Annotated in this window: 15 protein-coding genes; 9 read left to right on the forward strand and 6 right to left on the reverse strand. The window is 67.2% G+C overall.

Features of this window, described 5'->3' with window-relative positions; genetic code table 11:
* The first annotated feature begins 122 nt into the window (after nucleotides 1-122).
* Nucleotides 123-881, forward strand: a complete 759-nt coding sequence (locus AC3A4T_RS17490; RefSeq protein WP_487676523.1) for a pseudouridine synthase — start codon at nucleotides 123-125, stop codon at nucleotides 879-881.
* 13 nt (nucleotides 882-894) lie between these two features.
* Here AC3A4T_RS17490 and AC3A4T_RS17495 read toward each other — a convergent pair whose 3' ends face one another.
* Both AC3A4T_RS17495 and AC3A4T_RS17500 read right to left on the reverse strand, forming a co-directional pair.
* Complete coding sequence (locus AC3A4T_RS17495; RefSeq protein WP_487676524.1) at nucleotides 895-1,491, reverse strand: DUF2059 domain-containing protein; 597 nt, start codon at nucleotides 1,489-1,491, stop codon at nucleotides 895-897.
* Nucleotides 1,492-1,792: 301 nt separating this feature from the next.
* Nucleotides 1,793-2,404 carry a hypothetical protein gene (locus tag AC3A4T_RS17500; protein ID WP_487676525.1) on the reverse strand — a complete coding sequence of 204 codons (612 nt, stop codon included), beginning with the start codon at nucleotides 2,402-2,404 and terminating at the stop codon, nucleotides 1,793-1,795.
* A gap of 145 nt (nucleotides 2,405-2,549) precedes the next feature.
* On the opposite strand from AC3A4T_RS17500, the gene arfB reads away from it, so the two are divergent.
* Entirely contained in the window at nucleotides 2,550-2,963 is a 414-nt protein-coding gene (gene arfB / locus AC3A4T_RS17505) for an alternative ribosome rescue aminoacyl-tRNA hydrolase ArfB (protein ID WP_057920462.1), read from the forward strand.
* 13 nt (nucleotides 2,964-2,976) lie between these two features.
* The gene (locus AC3A4T_RS17510) at nucleotides 2,977-3,609 is read left to right on the forward strand and encodes a 1-acyl-sn-glycerol-3-phosphate acyltransferase (RefSeq protein WP_487676526.1); all 633 of its coding nucleotides are present in this window, start codon (nucleotides 2,977-2,979) and stop codon (nucleotides 3,607-3,609) included.
* 187 nt (nucleotides 3,610-3,796) lie between these two features.
* On the opposite strand, the gene AC3A4T_RS17515 is transcribed toward AC3A4T_RS17510, so the two are convergent.
* Complete coding sequence (locus AC3A4T_RS17515; RefSeq protein WP_487676527.1) at nucleotides 3,797-4,495, reverse strand: GntR family transcriptional regulator; 699 nt, start codon at nucleotides 4,493-4,495, stop codon at nucleotides 3,797-3,799.
* A 260-nt stretch (nucleotides 4,496-4,755) separates the two neighbouring features.
* Between AC3A4T_RS17515 and AC3A4T_RS17520 the strand changes: the two genes are divergently transcribed.
* Both AC3A4T_RS17520 and AC3A4T_RS17525 read left to right on the forward strand, forming a co-directional pair.
* The gene (locus AC3A4T_RS17520) at nucleotides 4,756-4,983 is read left to right on the forward strand and encodes a DUF6053 domain-containing protein (RefSeq protein WP_487676528.1); all 228 of its coding nucleotides are present in this window, start codon (nucleotides 4,756-4,758) and stop codon (nucleotides 4,981-4,983) included.
* Between the two features lie 421 nt (nucleotides 4,984-5,404).
* Entirely contained in the window at nucleotides 5,405-8,065 is a 2,661-nt protein-coding gene (locus AC3A4T_RS17525; protein ID WP_487676529.1) for a collagenase, read from the forward strand.
* A 311-nt stretch (nucleotides 8,066-8,376) separates the two neighbouring features.
* Here the strand turns inward: AC3A4T_RS17525 and AC3A4T_RS17530 are convergent, their stop codons facing one another.
* Entirely contained in the window at nucleotides 8,377-9,345 is a 969-nt protein-coding gene (locus AC3A4T_RS17530; protein WP_487676530.1) for a LysR family transcriptional regulator, read from the reverse strand.
* A 133-nt stretch (nucleotides 9,346-9,478) separates the two neighbouring features.
* Here AC3A4T_RS17530 and aceB point away from each other — a divergent pair, with 133 nt between their 5' ends.
* Nucleotides 9,479-11,116, forward strand: coding sequence for a malate synthase A (gene aceB / locus AC3A4T_RS17535; protein ID WP_487676531.1), 1,638 nt, complete (start codon nucleotides 9,479-9,481; stop codon nucleotides 11,114-11,116).
* 154 nt (nucleotides 11,117-11,270) lie between these two features.
* Entirely contained in the window at nucleotides 11,271-12,572 is a 1,302-nt protein-coding gene (gene aceA / locus AC3A4T_RS17540) for an isocitrate lyase (protein ID WP_215497011.1), read from the forward strand.
* Between the two features lie 555 nt (nucleotides 12,573-13,127).
* On the opposite strand, the gene AC3A4T_RS17545 is transcribed toward aceA, so the two are convergent.
* Nucleotides 13,128-15,179, reverse strand: coding sequence for a S9 family peptidase (locus AC3A4T_RS17545; RefSeq protein WP_487676532.1), 2,052 nt, complete (start codon nucleotides 15,177-15,179; stop codon nucleotides 13,128-13,130).
* Between the two features lie 305 nt (nucleotides 15,180-15,484).
* Between AC3A4T_RS17545 and AC3A4T_RS17550 the strand changes: the two genes are divergently transcribed.
* Nucleotides 15,485-16,534: a GGDEF domain-containing protein gene (locus AC3A4T_RS17550; protein ID WP_487676533.1), complete on the forward strand. Its 1,050-nt coding sequence runs from the start codon at nucleotides 15,485-15,487 to the stop codon at nucleotides 16,532-16,534.
* A gap of 23 nt (nucleotides 16,535-16,557) precedes the next feature.
* A complete protein-coding gene (locus AC3A4T_RS17555; protein WP_487676534.1) occupies nucleotides 16,558-19,185 on the forward strand; it encodes a putative peptide modification system cyclase in 2,628 nt (875 codons plus the stop codon).
* On the opposite strand, the gene AC3A4T_RS17560 is transcribed toward AC3A4T_RS17555, so the two are convergent.
* Entirely contained in the window at nucleotides 19,137-19,457 is a 321-nt protein-coding gene (locus AC3A4T_RS17560; protein ID WP_487676535.1) for an NHLP-related RiPP peptide, read from the reverse strand. The genes AC3A4T_RS17555 and AC3A4T_RS17560 overlap by 49 nt on opposite strands.
* Nucleotides 19,458-19,668 lie beyond the last annotated feature (211 nt).

Below are 19,668 nucleotides of genomic sequence, written 5' to 3' on the forward strand. Positions count from 1 at the left end.
TTGCGGGCGGCGATGAACGATGAAGCGCGAAGCGATCAAGGTAGCAGCGCGGCGAGTCTGGGTGGAGACGCGGCAAATAGACGAAAATGGCCGTCGATCCTTCGTTTCGGACCCACGGCCGCATGAACCACGAACTGACTTGCGCCGACGACGCCTTCGACGGCGACGATGCATCCGTCGCCGTCCCGGCCGAACTGCCGGTGCTGTACGCCGACGAGGTTCTGGCGGTTATCGACAAGCCGGCGGGGCTGATGGTTCACGACAGCGCGCTGGCGCGCGGCGAGACCGACTTCGCCGCCGACCGTTTGCGCGACCAGTTCGGCCGGCCGATCTTCCTGGTCCACCGGCTCGACCGCGCCACCAGCGGCTGCCTGCTGCTGGCGTTCGATCGGCAGACCGCCTCGGACCTGGGCAAGGTGCTGATGTCGCGCGAGGTCGAGAAGGATTACCTCGCGGTGTGCCGCGGCTGGCCGGCGCAGGACGTGTTCGAGGTCGATCACGATCTCGACGGCGGCCCCGGCAAACCGCTCAAGAAGCCGGCGCAGACCCGGTTCGCGGTGCTGGGCCGGACTGAGCTGGCGCTGCCGTCGTCGGGCTTCGAGACCTCGCGTTACGCGCTGCTGCGCGCGCAGCCGCTGACCGGGCGGTTCCGCCAGATCCGTCGCCATCTCAAGCATCTGTCGCATCACCTGATCGGCGACACCAGCCACGGCGACGGCCGCCACAACCGCAGTTTCCGCATGATGGGGATCCACCGCATGCTGCTGCACGCGCAGCGGCTGGCGTTCCTGCATCCGCGCAGCGGCGAGCGGATGCAGGTGGTCGCGCCGGTGGATGCGCAGTTCGCCAAGGCGCTGGCCTTGTTCGAACCGGCGGCGTGAGCCGATAACCCGGTTACTGACCCTGGTTGACGATCACCGGCGGCGGTTCCGGGACCGTGACCGGGATGGGCGGTGCCGGCGGCGCGGGCGGCGCTTCGTCGGTGATCTGGCGGATGTCCTTCTGCAGGTCCTGCTGGATCTGTTCGAACATCTTCTTCATCAGCGGCTGCATTTCCTGCATGGTCTGGCCCATCGCCTTGGGCATCTTCTCCAGGATGCTGCGGCCTTCGGGCGTGCCGTAGAAATCGATCATGGCCTGCACTTCGTTGGCCTGGAAGGTGTCGCGGTAGACCTTGCGGTAGATCGGGGCGACGTTCTCCCAGGCCAGCAGCTGGTCGGCGCGGGCCATCATCTTGTCCATCGAACGCTGCAGCGACTGGCGCTGGGCCGGGCTGAGCTTGGTGCCGGCCATCGCCTCGGCCATGCCCTGGGTGGACGCGTTCATCTGCTGGACGATCTCGCGCTTCATGCGCTCGTAATTCATCGTCTGCATGAGCTTGTCGACCTGGGCGTCGGTCGGCGGCGCGGCCTGGGCCGGCGCGGCGAGCAAGGCCAGCGACAGGGCGCTGGTCGACAGCAGGATGGCGGGCAGACGGTAAACGGATTTCATGCGGGGTGCTCCATGCGTGGAGCCGCATGGTCGGGCGCGCGGGCGTGTGTCGTCAATGCGCTGCGGTCGGCGCGGCGCGACGATCTGCTCCCTCTCCCGTTTACGGGAGAGGGTTGGGGTGAGGGCGCGCGGGCTGACATTTGCCGTCGTCACTCAGATTGCGAGCGCCCTCATCCGCCCTTCGGGCACCTTCTCCCGCTGAGCGGGAGAAGGACTCAACTCCGTGCGGGAGAAGGGCTCAGCCCTCGTGGCCTTAGGCCGTGTGTGGAGCGAACGATCCGCTCCGACGCATCCGCATAGCTCAGGGATGCACGCCGTTGCCGCGATACACCGGCTGCCCATACGCCGCATTCGACGCGGCGTTGGTCAGATCCTGCAGCAGCGCATCGCGCAATACCTGCGCGGGCTTTTGCTGGTTGTTCTGCGGATAGCCGCCCTGCTGGTAGCCGTTGTAGCCCGAGTCGTAACCCGAGTTACCGTTGTTGTAGCGCTGGTTGGTCAGCTGCTCAAGCACACGCCGGCCTTCGGGCGTGCGTGACAGCTCGGCGATCGCCTGCAGGTCGCCCGAGCTCATGCCGCGGCCGTCGTAGCCGTTGCCGCTGTCGTAACGGTTGTCGTAGCCGTCGTAGCCGTTCTGCGGCATCGCCCGCGCGGCGTTCTCCAAGGTCCGCAGGAAGCTGCTCTGCTGGCCGGCGAACTTGCGCAGGATTTCCTGATCGGTCGCGTTCGCGCGGCGGCCGACCAGCGCCTCGGCCACGGCCTGGCTGGACTGCATGATCTGGTTCTGGAAGCGCGGGTCGCTGATCGACTGCACGCGCGCGGGGTCGTAGCCTTGCGCGCAGGCCAGCGCCGGCACGGCCAGCAGGCAAGCGGCGAACAAGGACGCGAGAAGCGGGCGGGATGGACGCAGCATGCGGGGGTTCCTCCATGGACCGGTCTGGCATGGTCGCCCCGGGGGCCGGTCGCGTCAACGACGCGGGTCGCAAACGCCGGGCCCGGTCTAGGCCGCGTCATGGACGTGAACGCGCGCCGGTCTACAATCGGCCCCGGAGGAGAGCATGGCGGAACCGGAAATCACCATCCCCGAACAGGAGTTGGTCGAGCGCTTCGTGCGTTCGACCGGCCCGGGCGGGCAGAACGTCAACAAGGTCGCGACAGCGGTGGAACTGCGCTTCGATATCGCGCAGTCGCCTTCGCTGCCCGAGGCCGTGCGCGAACGTCTGCTGACCAAGCGCGACCGGCGGGTGACCCTGGAAGGCGTGCTGGTGATCAGCGCGCAGCGCTTTCGCACCCAGGAACGCAACCGCGAGGACGCGCGCGTGCGCCTGGCCGCGTTCGTCGAAAGCGGCCTGCATGTGCCCAAGCCGCGCATCGCCACCAAACCCAGCCGCGCCGCCAAGGAGCGCCGGATCGGGGCCAAGAAAGAGCGCGGCGCGACCAAGCGCAACCGCGCGCAACGCGATTGGGACTGACGACGGAGCGTGCATGTCTAGCGATCGAAACAACGATTCGAACGACGATCAATTGCCCGTCGTGCTGCCGTTGCCGCCGAAGGTGCCGCAGGTGCGGCGCAACCGCCTGACCCGCTGGATCGGCCGCAGCATCCTGCGGCTGGGCGGCTGGCGCATGGTCGGCGCGTTTCCCGACATCCCGCGCGCGGTGCTGATCGGCGCGCCGCATTCGTCCAACTGGGACGGCGTTTGGGGCTTCGCGGCCAAGGCGGCGATGGGCCTGGACGTGAAGATCATCGCCAAGGAATCGCTGTTCCGGGTGCCGCTGCTGGGCATGCTGCTGCGCCGGCTCGGGGTGATTCCGATCAACCGCAACGCCGCGCACGGGGTGATCGAGCAGGCCGTGGCGATGATCCGCGGCGCCGAGCGTTTCTGGCTGGGGATCGCGCCGGAGGGTACGCGCAAGGCGGTGGAACGCTGGAAGGCCGGGTTCTGGAAGATCGCCAAGGCCGCCGACGTGCCGGTGGTGCCGGCGTATTTCCACTACCCCGACAAGATCATCGGGATCGGCGAGATGTTCCACCTCGGCGAGGACATGGACGCCGACATGCGCCGCATCCGCGACTGGTACAAGCCCTGGCAGGGTAAGCACCACGGCACGGTTTGAGGGCCGCGCGAGGTTGCGCCAAACCTGCTCGTCACTCCCGCGAACGCGGGCCGTGCTTCAGCTCGGCGCCGTCGTGCATCCACGGCTTTCGCGCCGGAACGTTCGAAGTCGCTGGATATTCGGTTGCGTCGAAACAGACCGAAGCCCGCGCTCGTGGCAATGAAGAGGGAAAAGCCCGGCCTCCCGGTCAATCCACCGTGCGCCGCCGCCGACGCGCGGGCTTGATCGGCTCGTCGGGGCCGATCTGTTCCAGTTGCTCGCGCAGGTCGTGCAGGGTGGTGACGATGTGTCCGGACAACAGCCGGCTCACCAGCGCGGCGTCGCGCGCGAGCCAGGCCTCGAGGATGGCGCGATGTTCGCTGGCCGCGCGCGCTTCGCGCCCGGCCGGTTCCAGATGCTTGCGCACGTAGCGCTCGGCCAGCACCTGCAGGCGTTCGACCAGTTGCGCGGTGATGTGCTTGCCGCCCGGCCGCACCAACGCGAGGTGAAAGCTACGGTTGAAGCGGACCGTGGCGTGGGCGTCGGCGGTGCCGGCGTTTTCCAGCGCGGTCAGCGCCGCGCGCGCGGCCGCGCGTTCGCCTTCGTCGGCGCACAGGCTGGCGTCGGCGGCGGCCTCGGGTTCGATCTTCAGCCGCAGCGCGAACACTTCTTCGGCCTCGGCCGAGGTCAGCGCCGGCACGAAGAAGCCCCGGTTGGGGTGCGACGACAGCAGGCCCTGCTGTTCGAGCCGGCCCAGCGCCTCGCGCAGCGGAATCTTGCTGATGCCGAGTTCCTCGGCCAGCAATTCCTGACGGATCGGCGCCAGCGGCGGAATCTGGGTCGACAGGATCCGTTCGCGGACCACTTCGAAGGCTTGGTCGGACAACGAACGGGGGACGATGCTCATTCGGTCAGTCTAACCAACCGCCGCGCGCTCGCGAATGCGGGCTGGGGCTTCAGTGCGCGAGTCCGGGTGGTTTGAAGTCGGGGTCGGCTCGCCGGTCGGGTTCGGCTTGGGCGCACAGAAGCGTCGGGGTGGAGCCCCACCGACATAGACCTCGGAGTTTGCGGGCTTGCAGGCGTCGGGTTTTGCGAACTTGCAGGTTTTACCGGCCTCGGGATCTGGCTCTGCATCCTCGGCAATTTGCGCAGAAGCCGAAGTCCTTTGTGGGAGGGCCTTCAGGCCCGACGCTCTTGTCTCAGGTCGCTTGGAAGTCAAGTCGAGGCGGATCGAAAAGTGTCGGGCCTGAAGCCCCTCCCACAACAGACCTCGATGCTTTCGGTGGCGGGCGAGACGATCCAGCCCCGACCGTTCGTCGGCGTGCCGCCACGGGCTGGTACTGGCACACCAAGCCACGACCGAGATCACGGAAGCGGCATGAACAAGGCATATAACGTATACGTTATACCGATATGCAGCTTTCCGTGTCCGCCGTATGACACGCAGGGGGAAGGCCGCGGCAATCGGGCGACTCATGCCTGAGGGGGCAGTCGCGGTGACCGGGATACGCACGCGCGGCCGCTCGACGGCCGGGTCGGCGCATGCCCGCAGCCGGCGCAATGGGTCGTGTGCCACCGATCGCGGAACCGGACCCCGATGCCCTGCATCGTCATGCCGGCTGCGCGTTCCCGCGCCGCACGCCGCACGCGCCCGTTCCGACGCCGGAGAGCCGCTCGCCATCCAACCGTCCGACCGCACCGCGCAGCATCCGCACCACTTGCAGTCGCAGCACCCATCACCGCGACCCCGGGCCGCCACGCCGCGCATCCGCGCGGGCGTCGCCTGCGCGTGGTCTTACCTTCAAGGAGATCGTCGATGTCCTTCGCACCCAAACCGCGGACGCGCCAAGCGCTCATGCTTGGTCTGGCCGTCAGTGTCGTGAGTTGTTTCAGTTATGCCTTGCCGTGGGCGTCCATGCTCGAATCGGTGCAGGCGCGCGTGGTCGCGCCGGCGTCGTCGCAAGCGCAGCCGAGCGCGGATTCGCATGGCCTCATCGTTGCCGTGAATTCGCAAGCACCAATGGCGCAACCGCGCGCCACGGCAATCATCGGCCTGCCGCGACAACCCGCCACCGAACGCCAGTTGTTCGGCGAACATCAGCAAGATCGCGCGCTCGCACCGTCGCGCCGCGCGCCGCAGCAACCGTCCCTGGTCGATCGCGCCGACAGCGCCTACGACGGCGCGCAAACGCGCCGCGATCTGCTGCGCCGTCCATCGTTCGCGCATGCCTCGGCACGCGCGAAGGCGGCGGCTTGCGACCCCAATGCGTTCGGCGCGCTCAGCGGCACTGCGCTGGTCAGCGCGGTCAAGACCGCCAGCGCCGACTGCGTCAACCAGTTGTTCAACGTCAGCGGGCCCAATGCCTACGCCACCTTCCGCGAAGCGCAGATGGTCAGCATCGCCAATGCCTTCGCCACCTCGGCGCGCGGCTACGGCGGCACCAATGCCGACAGCACCTTGCAACTGGTGCTGTTCCTGCGCGCGGGTTACTACGTGCAGTACTACGACACCAGCGTCGGCGCGTACGGCGCTCCGCTGCGCAACGCGATCCGTTCAGCGCTGGACGCGTTCGCCGGCAACGCCCGCTTCGGCCTGGTCAACGATGTGCACGGCGAAGTGCTGGCCGAGTTTGTCACCCTGATCGACAGCTCGGCCGAGAACGCGCGTTATCTGTCCGTGGTCAAGCGTCTGCTCGACGGTTACAACGCCAGTTACAACGCGTTCTACTGGATGAAGGTGGCGGTCAACAACGCTTACACGATCACCTTCCGCGGCCATCAGGACGCGGCGTTCCGCGCGTTGGTGCAGTCGGACAGTTCCATCGTCGAGACCTTGTACGGATTCGCCGACCGCAACTTCGGCCTGCTCGGCGGCGACAACGCGTACTTGGTCGCCAACGCCGGTCGCGAGCTCGGTCGCTTTCTGCAATACGACGGCGCCTTGAAGACCCTGACGCGGGCGCGGGTGAAAGCGCTGATCGATCGCTCGGCGGTGACCGGCCCGACTGCGCGGCTGTGGGTCGGCGTCGGCGAGATGGTCGATTACTACGACCAGGCCAATTGCGCCTACTACGGCCTGTGCGGTTTCGTCGCCCGGGTCGAAGCGGCGGCATTGCCGATCCGCCACACCTGCAGCCCGACCCTGCGGCTGCGCGCGCAATCGATGAGCGCGGCGGAACTGGCCTCGACCTGCGCCACCGTGGCCGGGCAGGAAACCTATTTCCACAACGCGCTCGCCACCAGCGGCGCGCCGGTCAACGGCGACGGCAACGCGAGCCTGGAAATGACCGTGTTCGACAGCAGCGACGATTACGGCATCTACGCCGGCGCGATCTACGGCATCGACACCAACAACGGCGGCATGTACCTGGAAGGCGATCCGTCGCTGCCCGGCAACCAGGCGCGCTTCATCGCCTATGAAGCCGAGTGGCTGCGTCCGCAGACCTTCGAGATCTGGAACCTCACCCACGAGTACGTCCATTACCTCGACGGCCGCTTCAACATGTGGGGCGACTTCGAGGACGCGATCGCGCAAAAGACGGTGTGGTGGATCGAAGGTTTCGCCGAGTACCTGTCGTACAGCTACCGCGGCGTGGCCAACGACGGCGCGCGGGACGAGGCCGCGCGCGCGACTTATGCGCTCAGCAAGGTCTACCAGAACGACTACAACAGCGGCCAGACCCTGGTCTATCGCTGGGGTTATCTGGCGGTGCGTTTCATGTTCGAGCAGCGCCACGATCAGGTGAACGCGATCCTGGGTTACTTCCGTCCCGGCAACTACACCGGCTACGCCAGCTACATGGCCAGCCTGGGCAGCAGCAACGACGCGGCGTTCCGCGCCTGGCTGCCGTGCGTGGCGCAGCCGGATTCGCCGAACTGCGGCACTACGCCGAACCAACCGCCGCAAGCGGGCTTCGGTTTCGCGATCACCGGTTTGACCGTGAACTTCAGCGACAGCTCCAGCGACGCCGACGGCCGCATCGTTTCGCGCAGCTGGAACTTCGGCGACGGCAGCAGCTCCACGGCCACCAACCCGAGCAAGACCTACGCCGCCGCCGGAAGCTACACCGTGCAGCTGACCGTCACCGACGATCGCGGCGCCAGCCACAGCGTCAGCAAGACCGTCGCGGTCAGCGCGCCGGGCCTGCCCGAATGCGTGGGCAACGATGTGCGGGTGCTCGGCAAGAACTGCGCGCGCAGCAATGTCGCGGCGAGCGCGGGCAACTACGCCTACTTCTATCTGTACCTGCCGGCCGGCACCAGCCAGCTGAGTTTCGCCAGCAGCGGCGGCAGCGGCAATGCCGACATGTATGCGAGCACGCGCAACTGGGCGACGCGTGAGTCGTACCAGTACCGTTCGACCAATGCGGGCAACGGCGAGTCGGTGACGGTCTCGCAGCCGCAGGCCGGGTATGTGTACGTCAGCTTGTATGGCGTGAGTGCGTTCAGTGGTGTGCGGGTGACTGCGCGGTATTGATCGGCCCTCACCCCAACCCCGCCCCAGCCCGAACGCATAGCGTTCGGGCGTTCGGTGCCGTGCGAGCCGGTGGCTCGCAAGCACGGCCCCTCACCCCGCAAGCGGGAGAGGGGCTTTCGCACAGCATCGAAGGTTCATTGTCTACCTGTAGGAGCGGCGTGAGCCGCGACCGCGACACCGCAGATACCACGCCACCTCGGTAAAGCCGATAGGGCCGCGGGTGAAGATGACGCCACTGCGACGCAGGCGTCGTACCTGCGGTATCGCGGTCGCGGCTCGCGCCGCTCCTACAGGGGCTACGGACGAAATCGTCAGCGATCGGATTGCCCGGTCGCGTAATAGTCGCCACGCACGAACAGATCCGGCTGGATCAACTCGGTGAAAGCGCGCGCCTGCGGCGACAGGTACTTGCCCTTGCGCACCACCACGCCGTAACTGCGCGAGGGGAAGTAGTCGGCCAGCGAACGCGCCGACAGCCGCGCGCGATCGGCATCGGTCAGGCAGATCGCGGTGACGATGCTGATGCCCAGCCCCATCGCCACGTATTGCTTGATCACCTCCCAGCCGCCGACTTCCAGCGCGACCGTGTACGGCACCCGGTTCTGCTGGAACACCAAGTCAACCATGCGGTAAGTCGTAAGTCGCTGCGGCGGCAAGATAAGACCGAAGGGACTCAGATCCTGCAGCGTCAACTTTTCTAGCTTCGCCAACGGGTGATCCTTCGGCGTGATCAACATCGGCTCGAACCGATACACCGGCGCGTAGCTCAGGTCGCCGGGCACATCCAGCATCGACCCGACCGCCAGGTCCACCCCGTCCGAGCGCAGCAGGTCCAGGCCGCCGGCGCCGGTGACGTTGTGCAGGGTCAGCCGCACCTCCGGATGGGCCGCGCGGAAGGCTTCGACGATCTTGGGCAGCAGATACAGGATGGTCGAGCTGCCGGCGGCGACGTTGAGGTCGCCCGCGTCCAGGCCGCGGATGCGTTCGCGAAAGGCGCCGTCCAGCCCGTCCAGGCCCTCGACCAGCGGCCGGGCCAGTTCGTACAGCTCCTGGCCCTCGCGGGTCAGGCTCAGGCGGCGGCCGCTGCGCTCTAACAGACGCACCCCCATTTCGCGCTCCAGGGCCTGAAGCTGAAGCGTTACCGCCGGCTGGCTCAGGTACAGCGCCTCAGCCGCACGTGAGACAGAGCCCAAACGGGCGGTCTGGCAGAACGCCCGCAGCGGCTTCAGGCGGTCGCCTTTGTAAGCAAATCGGGGACTTAGCACACGCGTGGATGTCACGTGAAAGCCATATATAAGTTTTCCAAATGATATGCATTGAAAAAACTTGATTGTCAAATACAAGACGGCGCCGCATGGTCTGGGGCAAGGGACGCGCTCGTAGCGGCCGCCCCATCCCCACAGGAGTCGCAGCATGTCGGCAGTGATCAAGCAATGGCAGGACCCGCAACCCGAGCCGCAACGTCCGCCGGGTGACGGCATCGAGCTCACGGCCGCCGTGGCCGGACAGGAGCCGTTGCTGACCCCGGCCGCCCTGAGCTTCCTCACTGGCCTGCACCGCCGTTTCGAACCCACCCGCCAGGCCCGGCTGGCCGCGCGCCGCGAGCGTCAGGCGTTCTTCGACGCCGGCGGCCTGCCCGATTTCCGCGACGACACCGCCGCGATCCGTAATTCCACCTGGCGCGTCGCGCCGCTGCCGACCGCGCTGCTCGACCGCCGGGTCGAGATCACCGGCCCGACCGACCCGAAGATGGTCATCAACGCGCTGAACTCCGGCGCGAAGGTGTACATGGCCGACTTCGAGGACAGCACCGCGCCGACCTGGGCCAACCTGCTGACCGGCCAGCGCGCGCTGCGCGACGCCGTCGCCGGCCGCCTGGACTGGACCGCGCCCGACAGCGGCAAGCATTACGCGCTCAAGCCGTTCGAAGAGCAGGCGGTGCTGATGGTGCGCCCGCGCGGCTGGCACCTCGACGAGAAGCACCTGCGCATCGACGGCGCGGCGATCTCGGGCAGCCTGTTCGACCTGGGCCTGTTCGCCTTCCACAACGCCAAGGCGCTCGCCGCGCTGGACCGCGGCCCGTACTTCTACCTGCCCAAGCTGCAGTCGATGGAAGAGGCGGCGCTGTGGAACGAAGTGCTCGACCACGTCGAGAACGAACTGGGCCTGGAGCGCGGGCAGATGAAGGTCACCGTGCTGATCGAGACACTGCCGGCCGTGTTCGAGATGGACGAAATCCTGCACGCGCTGCGCAGCCGCATCGCCGGCCTCAACTGCGGTCGCTGGGACTACGTGTTCTCCTACATCAAGACCTTCCGCGCGCACCGCGACAAGGTGCTGCCCGAGCGCGGTCAGGTCACCATGACTCAGCCGTTCCTGCGCGCCTATTCGGAACTGTTGATCCAGACCTGCCACAAGCGCGGCGCGCATGCGATGGGCGGCATGGCCGCGCAGATTCCGATCAGCGGCGACGAAGCCGCCAACGAGGCCGCGCTGGCCAAGGTCCGCGCCGACAAGCTGCGCGAAGTCACCGCCGGCCACGACGGCACCTGGGTCGCGCATCCGGCGCTGATCCCGCTGGCGATGCGCATCTTCGACGAACGCATGCCGACCCCGCACCAGCAGCACGTGCTGCGCGAGGACGTGCTGATCATCCGCGACGATCTGATCAAGCCTTCGTTCGGCACCATCACCCGCGCCGGTTTCGAGGGCAACGTCGAAGTCTGCGTGCGTTATCTCGCCGCGTGGCTGGAAGGCAACGGCTGCGTGCCGATCCATTGGCTGATGGAAGACGCGGCCACCGCCGAGATCGCGCGCACCCAGTTGTGGCAGTGGCTGCACGCGCCGTCGCTGTTCCTCGACGACGGCACGCCGGTCGATTTCGCCCTGCTCGAACGCGCCCTGATCGGCCTGCCGAGCAAGCTCGCCGGCGATGCGAAGTTGCCGGGCAGCGCCAAGCTCGATGAAGCGATCGCGCTGCTCGACGAACTGACCCACGCCGACACCTTGGCCGAATTCCTCACCCTGCCGGCCTACGAACGCATCGACTGATTCACCGCATCAACGGGGGTAGGAGCGGCGTGAGCCGCGACACGGACCTCGCGCCGACGACGCAACCGCGGCTTCGCGGTCGCGGCTCACGCCGCTCCTACCCCAATCCCACGAATCCCACGTCACAACGACCCAAACGCAAGGAATCGAAGTCATGAGCCACACGCTGCCGACCGCCGATCAACTCCGCCAGGATTGGGCCAGCAACCCGCGCTGGGACGGCATCACCCGTCCGTATTCGGCCGAAGACGTGGTGCGCCTGCGCGGCACGGTGCCGGTCGAACACACCATCGCCAAGCTCGGCGCCAACAAGTTGTGGGCCTCGCTGCACACGGAAGACTTCGTCAACGCGCTCGGCGCGCTGACCGGCAACCAAGCCATGCAGCAGGTCAAGGCCGGGCTCAAGGCGATCTACCTGTCGGGCTGGCAGGTCGCGGCCGATGCCAACATCGCCGGCGAGATGTACCCCGACCAGTCGCTGTACCCGGCCAATTCGGTGCCGCAGGTCGTGCGCCGCATCAACAACACTTTGCTGCGCGCCGATCAGATCCAGTGCGCCGAAGGCACCGGCGACATCGACTTCCTGCAGCCGATCGTGGCCGACGCCGAAGCCGGTTTCGGCGGCGTGCTCAACGCCTTCGAACTGATGAAGGGCATGATCGAAGCCGGCGCCTCGGGCGTGCATTTCGAAGACCAGCTCGCCTCGGTCAAGAAGTGCGGCCACATGGGCGGCAAGGTGCTGGTGCCCACGCGCGAAGCGGTTGAGAAGCTGGTCGCCGCGCGTCTGGCCGCCGACGTGATGGGCGTGCCGACCCTGATCGTCGCGCGCACCGACGCCGAAGCCGCCGACCTGCTGACCGCCGACATCGATCCGAACGATCAGCCCTTCACCACCGGCGAGCGCACCAACGAAGGTTTCTACAAGACCCGCAACGGTCTGGATCAGGCCATCAGCCGCGGCCTGGCCTACGCGCCGTACGCCGATCTGGTGTGGTGCGAAACCGGCAAGCCGGACCTGGAATTCGCGCGCAAGTTCGCCGAGGCGATCCACGCCAAGTTCCCGGGCAAGCTGCTGGCCTACAACTGCTCGCCGAGCTTCAACTGGAAGAAGAACCTGGACGACGCGACCATCGCCAAGTTCCAGAAGGAAATCGCGACCTACGGTTACAAGTTCCAGTTCATCACCCTGGCCGGGTTCCACAGCCTCAACTACGGCATGTTCAATCTGGCGCACGGTTACGCGCGCCGTCAGATGAGCGCGTTCGTGGAGTTGCAGGAGGCCGAGTTCGCCGCGGCGGAGAAGGGATTCACCGCGGTCAAGCATCAGCGCGAGGTCGGTACCGGGTATTTCGATGCGGTGACGCAGACGATCCAGGGCGGGCAGTCGTCCACGGTCGCGCTGAAGGGCTCGACGGAGGAGGAGCAGTTCCACGATTCGAAGAAGGCTGCGGCGTGATTTGATATCGCGGTTTTTGAGGGTAAGACGAAGGGCTCCGCGAGGGGCCCTTCGTTGTTTGTGTCGGGTGCGATGGCCCGGTCTGTGATTTTCAACCGCTGTCTCGAGTTCCCAGTTCCGACGTGGCGCCATCTCCTTCCTGTAGGAGCGGCGTAAGCCGCGACCGCGCCATTGCGGCAACCTCGGGATTTGCACCGTGGTTGGGTTTTCGCGGTCGCGGCTTACGCCGCTCCTACAGGAATCCCATGTAGCTTTTGCTTGCGCTTGAAGCCGCGCAGTTCACCCAGCGCTGCGAGGCCACGCACTCGCGTTAGCAACAGCAACAGCAAATCCCCCGCGCTGGAGCGCAGTAGAGACTTCGGAATTCGCGGGGCGCGTGCCCCCTTTGTCAAAGGGGGCAATGAGGGGCGCTACAAGGAGCTAGGCTTCGGCGTAATGAGTAATGAGTAATGCGTAATGCGTAATGACGACGCGACGACGTGGGGCGCATACGCGCGGACCTGTCCGCGCGTATGCGGGCATGTGCGTTCATCCGCGCGTGCAGCGCATCTCGACCTACTTCTTCACTTCCTGCGTATGCACCTTCAACGCATCCGCCAACCCCTTAACCCCATCCGCGCCCGCCGGCACCGTAATGCTGGAGCCCTTGAGATCCTCGCCGATCGCCTGCGCCCGACCACCCAGGCATTGCGACAGAAACCCCTCGGCCACCGCGTTGAACGCCATCGAATTCTCCGGCCGCGCGAAGCCATGGCCCTCGTCCGGGAACAACACGTAAGTCACCGGGATCTTCTTGGCCCGCATCGCCTCGACGATCTGGTCGCTCTCGGCCTGATTCACCCGCGGGTCGTTAGCGCCCTGGCCGATCAACAAGGGCTTGCTGATCTTGTCGACTCGGGTGATCGGCGAACGCTCGGCCAGCAGTTTGCGGCCCGCCTCGGTGCGCGGGTCGCCCATGCGCCGGGCGAACTGTTCGAAGATGCTGGCCCAGTACGGCGGGATCGTCTTGAGCAGGGTTTCCAGGTTGGACGGGCCGACGATGTCGACGCCGCATTTGAAGGTGTCCGGGGTGAAGGTCATGCCGACCAGGGTGGCGTAGCCGCCGTAGCTGCCGCCCATGATCGCGACCTGGTCGGGCGTGGTGATGCCCTGCTTGACCGCCCAGTCGACCGCGTCGATCAGGTCGTCGTGCATCTTGCCGGCCCACTCGCCATCGGCGGCGTTGATGAAGTTCTTGCCGAAGCCGGTCGAACCGCGGTAGTTGACCTTGAGCGAGGCGTAGCCGCGGTTGGCCAGCCATTGCGCGGTGGCGTTGTAGCCGTAGACGTCGCGCGACCACGGCCCGCCGTGCACGGTCAGGATCAGCGGCACCGGGCGCTGGATCGTGCCGTCGCGTTCGGCGCCGGCCGGCAGGGTCAGGTAGCTGACCAGGGTCTTGCCGTCGCGCGCGGGAATTTCCCGCGGCCACATCGGTACCAGCGCGGCGCCGTCCAGGGCCGGGCGCGAGGAGAACAGCTTGGTCAGGGTGCCGCTGCCGCCGCCGTCGTAGCGGTAGATGGTCGAGGGTTGTTCGGCCGAGCTGTAGTCGACGATCCAGGTCTTGTCGTCGAGGGTGCGCGAGGTGATGGTGTATTCGCCCTTGCCCAGTTTCGATTCCAGGCGCGCGAGTTCGGCCGCGATCGCCGGGTCCAGCGGCCGCCATTGCCGGCGCAGGTAGTTCACCGAGACCGCCTGCGGTTCGTCGCTGACCGGATCGGTCAGCAGTTCGCCGATGTCGGCGCGCGGGTCGTCCGACAACAAGGTCTTGTGGCCGTCGCCGTCGATCGCGTACAGCGCCGAGGTGTCGCGGCCGCGCGAGTCGGTCGCGTACAGGGTCTTGCCGTCGTCGCTGTAGCCTTCGATCGCGCTGGTCTGGGTGTCCTCGAACGGGATCGTGTCGACCACCTTCCAGCCCTTGTCGCCGTCGGGCGCGAGCAGTTCGATGCCGCCGTCGTCGCGCGCGCGGCTGACCCGGCCGACCTTCAGATCGCCGTCGGCGTAATACGAGGCGATGCGTTCTTCGTTGCGATGCACCAGGGTGCGTTCGCCGCTGGCCAGGTCGACCCGGTACAGGTCGTGCCATTTGCCGTCGCGGTCGTTCATCGCGACCAGCACGCTGTCGCGATGGCGGTGGGCCAACCGCACCAGGCTGGCGCGGGTCTTGGGGTAAGGGGTCAGGTCGCGCGCCGGGCCGGGTTTGGACAGGTCGACCGCGTACAGATGGAAGTTTTCGTCGCCGCCGCTGTCGCGCAGATACAGCAAGGTGCTGTCGCGATAGCTCCAGACGAACTGACGGATGCCGCGCGCCTTGTCGTCGGTGACCGCGCGCGCCTTGGTGGGCTGGTCGATCGGCGCGATCCACACGTTCATCACCCCGTCGAGCGGCGCGAGCCAGCCCAGGTAACGGCCGTCCGGGCTGATCTGCGCGTTGATCCGATCGGGATTGCCGAACAGCGCCGCGCGCGGAATCAGTTCGCCGTCGACCGCCGGGCGCACGGCGAAGGCGGGGCTGCTGCACAAGCCGACGAGCACGGCGGCGGCGAGGGGGGCGAGGGATCGTGGCGACATGACGGACTCCGGTGAAAGACGGGACGACGCGGCGGTACGGGATGGCGGGTCGAGTATGAACAGCCTGAGCGCGGCGGCGATAGAGGCGTCGGACCGGACGGCGATGCCGGCCTCGCATTCAGCGCGACGCGATGCGGTCCGAGCGTGCTGTTGCAGTGACGAAACGCACGTCGTCAGCGCACGCTGTGGCCTGTAGCATCGCCTACCTGACTGGCCGTTTCGGCCGTCTTGCGGCGTTAGCAGTTCAGACCAGGTGCTATCCTGCCGCCAAGGCTCCACAGGACGTGGAGCGCCGGGAGATCGGGATGAATCGCGACACGGCGGCGCCCTCGTTGGGCCGCGAGACCGACAATTCGACTGCGACCGCGGCGCCGACGGATGTGGCGATGGCGGTGCTTACCCCGGGCGAATTCGAACTGTTCGCCGAGATCGGTCGGCCGCGCCGGATCGAAGCCGGCCAGGTGCTGTTCCGCCGCGGCGAACTGGGCACCACCATGTTCGTGATCGCGCGCGGCGCGATCACTCTCGACTTCGGCGACGACCTGGTCACCAAGCGCCTGGGCGTGCGCGAATTCTTCGGCGAGCTCGGTTTGCTGATCGGCGATCACGCGCGCAGCGCGGATGCGATCGCGGCCACCGACGGCCTGCTGGTGGAACTGCGCCACGAAGAATTTCAGCGGTTGGTCGATCGCGATCCCTCGCTCGTTTCGTATTTCCTGCGCCGCGCGATCATGCGCGTGGTGCTCAACGAACAAAGCCTGATCCGGCGCCTGCGCCGGCGAAATCAGGATCTGGAAGCCGCGCTCGACAGCCTGTACGCGACCACCCATCAGCTCAACCAGACTGAAGAGCTGATCCGCACCGACGACCTCACCGGCCTGTACAACCGCCGCGGCCTGACCTTGCACCTGCAGGACGCGCGCGCGGCCGGGATCGCCGAGACCATGGGCCTGGTGCTGATCGATTGCGATCGCTTCAAGCAGGTCAACGACGATCACGGCCATCTGGCCGGCGACCGCGTGCTGCAGAGCGTGGCCAACATCCTGCGCTCGGTCGCCGGGCCCGAGGACATCGCCTGCCGTCTGGGCGGCGATGAGTTCTGTCTGTTGGTCGCCGCGCGCACCCGCCAGGACGTGATGCGCTTCGCCGACTTCATCGTTCACACCGTGCATGGCCTGCTGCTGATCCCGCAGTCGCCGCCGACCATCTGTCCGGTCAGCGTCGGCGCCTGCCTGGTCAGCGCCAAGCACGAGTGGAACGACTGGTACGCACACGCCGATACCGCGCTCTATCAGGCCAAGCGCCTGGGCGGCAATCGCGTGCATTGGCAGGACGCCGAACTGACGCCGGCGTGAGTTCCGCCGACAAGGATGCCGCGATGAACGATGCCCACCGCCCGCTGGCCGAAGGTCCGCAACTGCGTACCTTGCTGCTGACCGACCTGTGCGATTCGACCACCCTGGTCGAGCGCCTCGGCGACGGTCCGGCGGCGGAGCTGTTCCGCGCTCACGACCGTCTGGTGCTGGCCTTGCAGCAACGCTGGCGCGGCCGCCTGATCGACCGCTCCGACGGCCTGCTGCTGTTGTTCGAGCGCCCGATCGACGGCCTGGGGTTTGCCCTGGATTACGCGCGCGGCCTGCGCGAGCTCGGCGCGGCGCGCAAGCTGGAACTGAAGGCGCGCGCCGGCCTGCATGTCGGCGAAGTGCTGACTTGGCGCAACAGCGACGAGGCGGTGCAAGTCGGGGCCAAGCCGGTCGAAGTCGAGGGCCTGGCCAAGCCGATGGCCGGCCGCTTGATGGCGACCGCGCGTCCGGGCCAGATCCTGTTGTCGGCGGTGGCCGAGCCGCTGGCCCATCGCGCCGCGCGCGAACTCGGCGAGCGCGGCCAGCAACTGCTGTGGAAATCGCACGGTCGCTGGCGCTTCAAGGGCGTGCCCGAGCCGCAGGAAATCTACGAAGTCGGCGAACCCGGCATCGCGCCGCTGCGCGCGCCGCCGAACGGCCCCAAGGCCTGGCGCGACATCCCGCTGTGGCGGCGTCCGGCCGCGCTCGCCGCCGAGATCGCGGTGCTGGCGGTGATCGGCACCGGCGTGTGGTTCGCGACCCGGCCGCAGCCGGCGATCGCGTTCAACCAGCGCGACTGGGTGGTGGTCGGCGACCTGCGCAACCTGACCGGCCAGAGCGTGCTCGACGACTCGCTCGAACAGGCTTTCCGCATCAGCCTGGAGCAGTCGCGTTACGTCAACGTGCTGTCCGACCTGAAGGCGCGCGACACCCTCGAACGCATGCAGCGCAAGCCCGACACCACGCTCGATCGCGCGGTCGCCTCCGAGATCGCGCTGCGCGACGGCGCGCGCGCGGTGATCCTGCCGACCGTGGCCGAAGTCGGCGGGCGGGTGCGGATCAGCGCCGAAGTCATCGACCCGCATACCCAGACCACCGTCTATGCGCAATCGGCCGACGGCGCCGGCGCCGACTCGGCGCTGGGTTCGATCGACACGGTCACCGCCGGGCTGCGCGAGAAGCTCGGCGAGGCGATGAAGTCGATCGAACGCGATTCCGAGCCGCTGCCGAAAGTCGCGACCAAGAACCTCGACGCGCTGCGTTCCTACGCGCTCGGCCAGAAGGCCTTCGGCGCCGGCCGCTACGACGACGCGGCCAATTTCTACCAGCGCGCGACCGCGCTGGATCCGAACTTCGCCCTGGCCTATCTGGGCAGCGTGCGCACCGGCGTGGCTTCGGTCAACGCGACCCATGCCAAGCCGTTCCTGGCCCGCGCGATCGAACACCGCGACCGCCTGCCGCCGCGCGACGCGCTGTACCTCGACGCCTGGTCGGCCGAGTTCGTCACCGGCCATCAGGCCGCGAGCAAGTGGAAGCTGCTGGCCGACCTGTACCCGGATTACTTCGCCGGCGCGGCCAACTACGCCTTCAACCTGATGCAGGAAAACCGCTACAAGGAAGCGCAGGCCTACGCCGAGCGCACCACCCTGCCGCAGAACCCGCTGCGCGGCCACGGCTACGATCAGCTTGGTCGCAGCGAACTGGGCCAGGAGGATTTCGCCGCCGCGCGCAACGCCTTCGACCAGGCGCTCAAGCTCAATATTTCCGACGCCTCGCGCCGCCGCGCCAATGTCTCGGCGGCGCAGGGAGGCTATGCCGACGCGATGCGCCGGCTGGAGAGCAAGTCCGACGGCGGCAAGCAGGGCTATGCGCGGGTGCAGGACCTGGACAAGACCTCGGTCCTGCTCGACCAGGGCCGCTGGGCCGAGGCCGAACGCTACATCGACGCGGCCGCGCGCCTGCCGGTGGAGGGCAACGAACTGCTGCAGCAGGTGCTCGGCGTCGCCGCTGGCAGCGTGACCTCGCTCAACGGCGACCGCGTGCGTGCGCGCGAGCGCCTGGGCGCGTTGGCCAAGCGCGCGCTCGACGCGGCCGCGGCCGATGCGGCCTACGACGAAGTCGATTACGTGTATTTCGCCCTGGCCTCGGCCTACGTGGTCCAGCGCCAGGGTGATGCGAGCCTGGCCCAGTCGGTGCTCGACGCGCTCAAGGACCGCCCGCAGCTGTGGGCGACGCCGAAACTTTCGGAACTGCGCGAAATCGTACTGGCCGGCCAGGAGCGCTTGTCCGGCAAGCCCGAAGCGGCGATCCGCCGCCTGCGTACCCTGTTGACCGGGCACGAGCTGTATCAAAGCCGCGCCGCGCTGATGGAGGCCTATGCCGCCGCCGACCAGCCCGAGCAGGCGCTGATCCAGGCACGCTGGTTGGCCAGCCATCGTGGCCTGGCCTATATCGAACCGGTCGGCGCGCAGTCGCTGCAGCCGTTGAACGTCGCCGATTCGCGCCTGGCCCAACTGCGCGCGGCCGAGTTCCTGAATCAACTCGGCCGCACCGAAGAGGCGCGCAAGGAGGCGCAGGCGTTCTTGGCCGCCTGCCCTCCCAAGTGGCTGCCGGCTTACTTCTTCTCGAGAGTCGAGACGATCCTGCCCGCTTCGAAACAGTGAGGGTTGTTGTAGGCCGCGGCCGAGGTCAGGAAGTCCTTGATCAAGGCGCGGGCCTGGGCGATCTCTTCCTTGGGCGCGATCTGGACCGTGGCCATGCACGCCATCAAGGCGTCCTCGGGGATCTCGTGACCGACTTTGCGTACCGCCGCCTCAGGATCTTTCGCGAACAGATCGCGGAAGTCGTTATCGGTGCTGAGCAGTTCCAGCAGCTTGTCGGCGACGGCCGGGTCGAACGGCGTGTGCCCGCCGCCGGGTGGTTTTCTGATAGCCATAATTCCCCATTTCCCCCACTAATGATGCCCATTTAGGGCGTACTGAGCGCCGAATCTAACCCCGTAGGGACAACGCGACAACCCGCGCGAACAGGTCAACCATGCCTGCTCGCACGCCTTGCATGCACTCGATGACGCCGATTTCTAACCGGTTGGTGTGACCGCAGCGTGGCGTGAGCTGTTTCGTTATGCCAATTCAGCTTGCGGCGCA

The organism is Lysobacter sp. Soil_N_51, assembly GCF_057655755.1.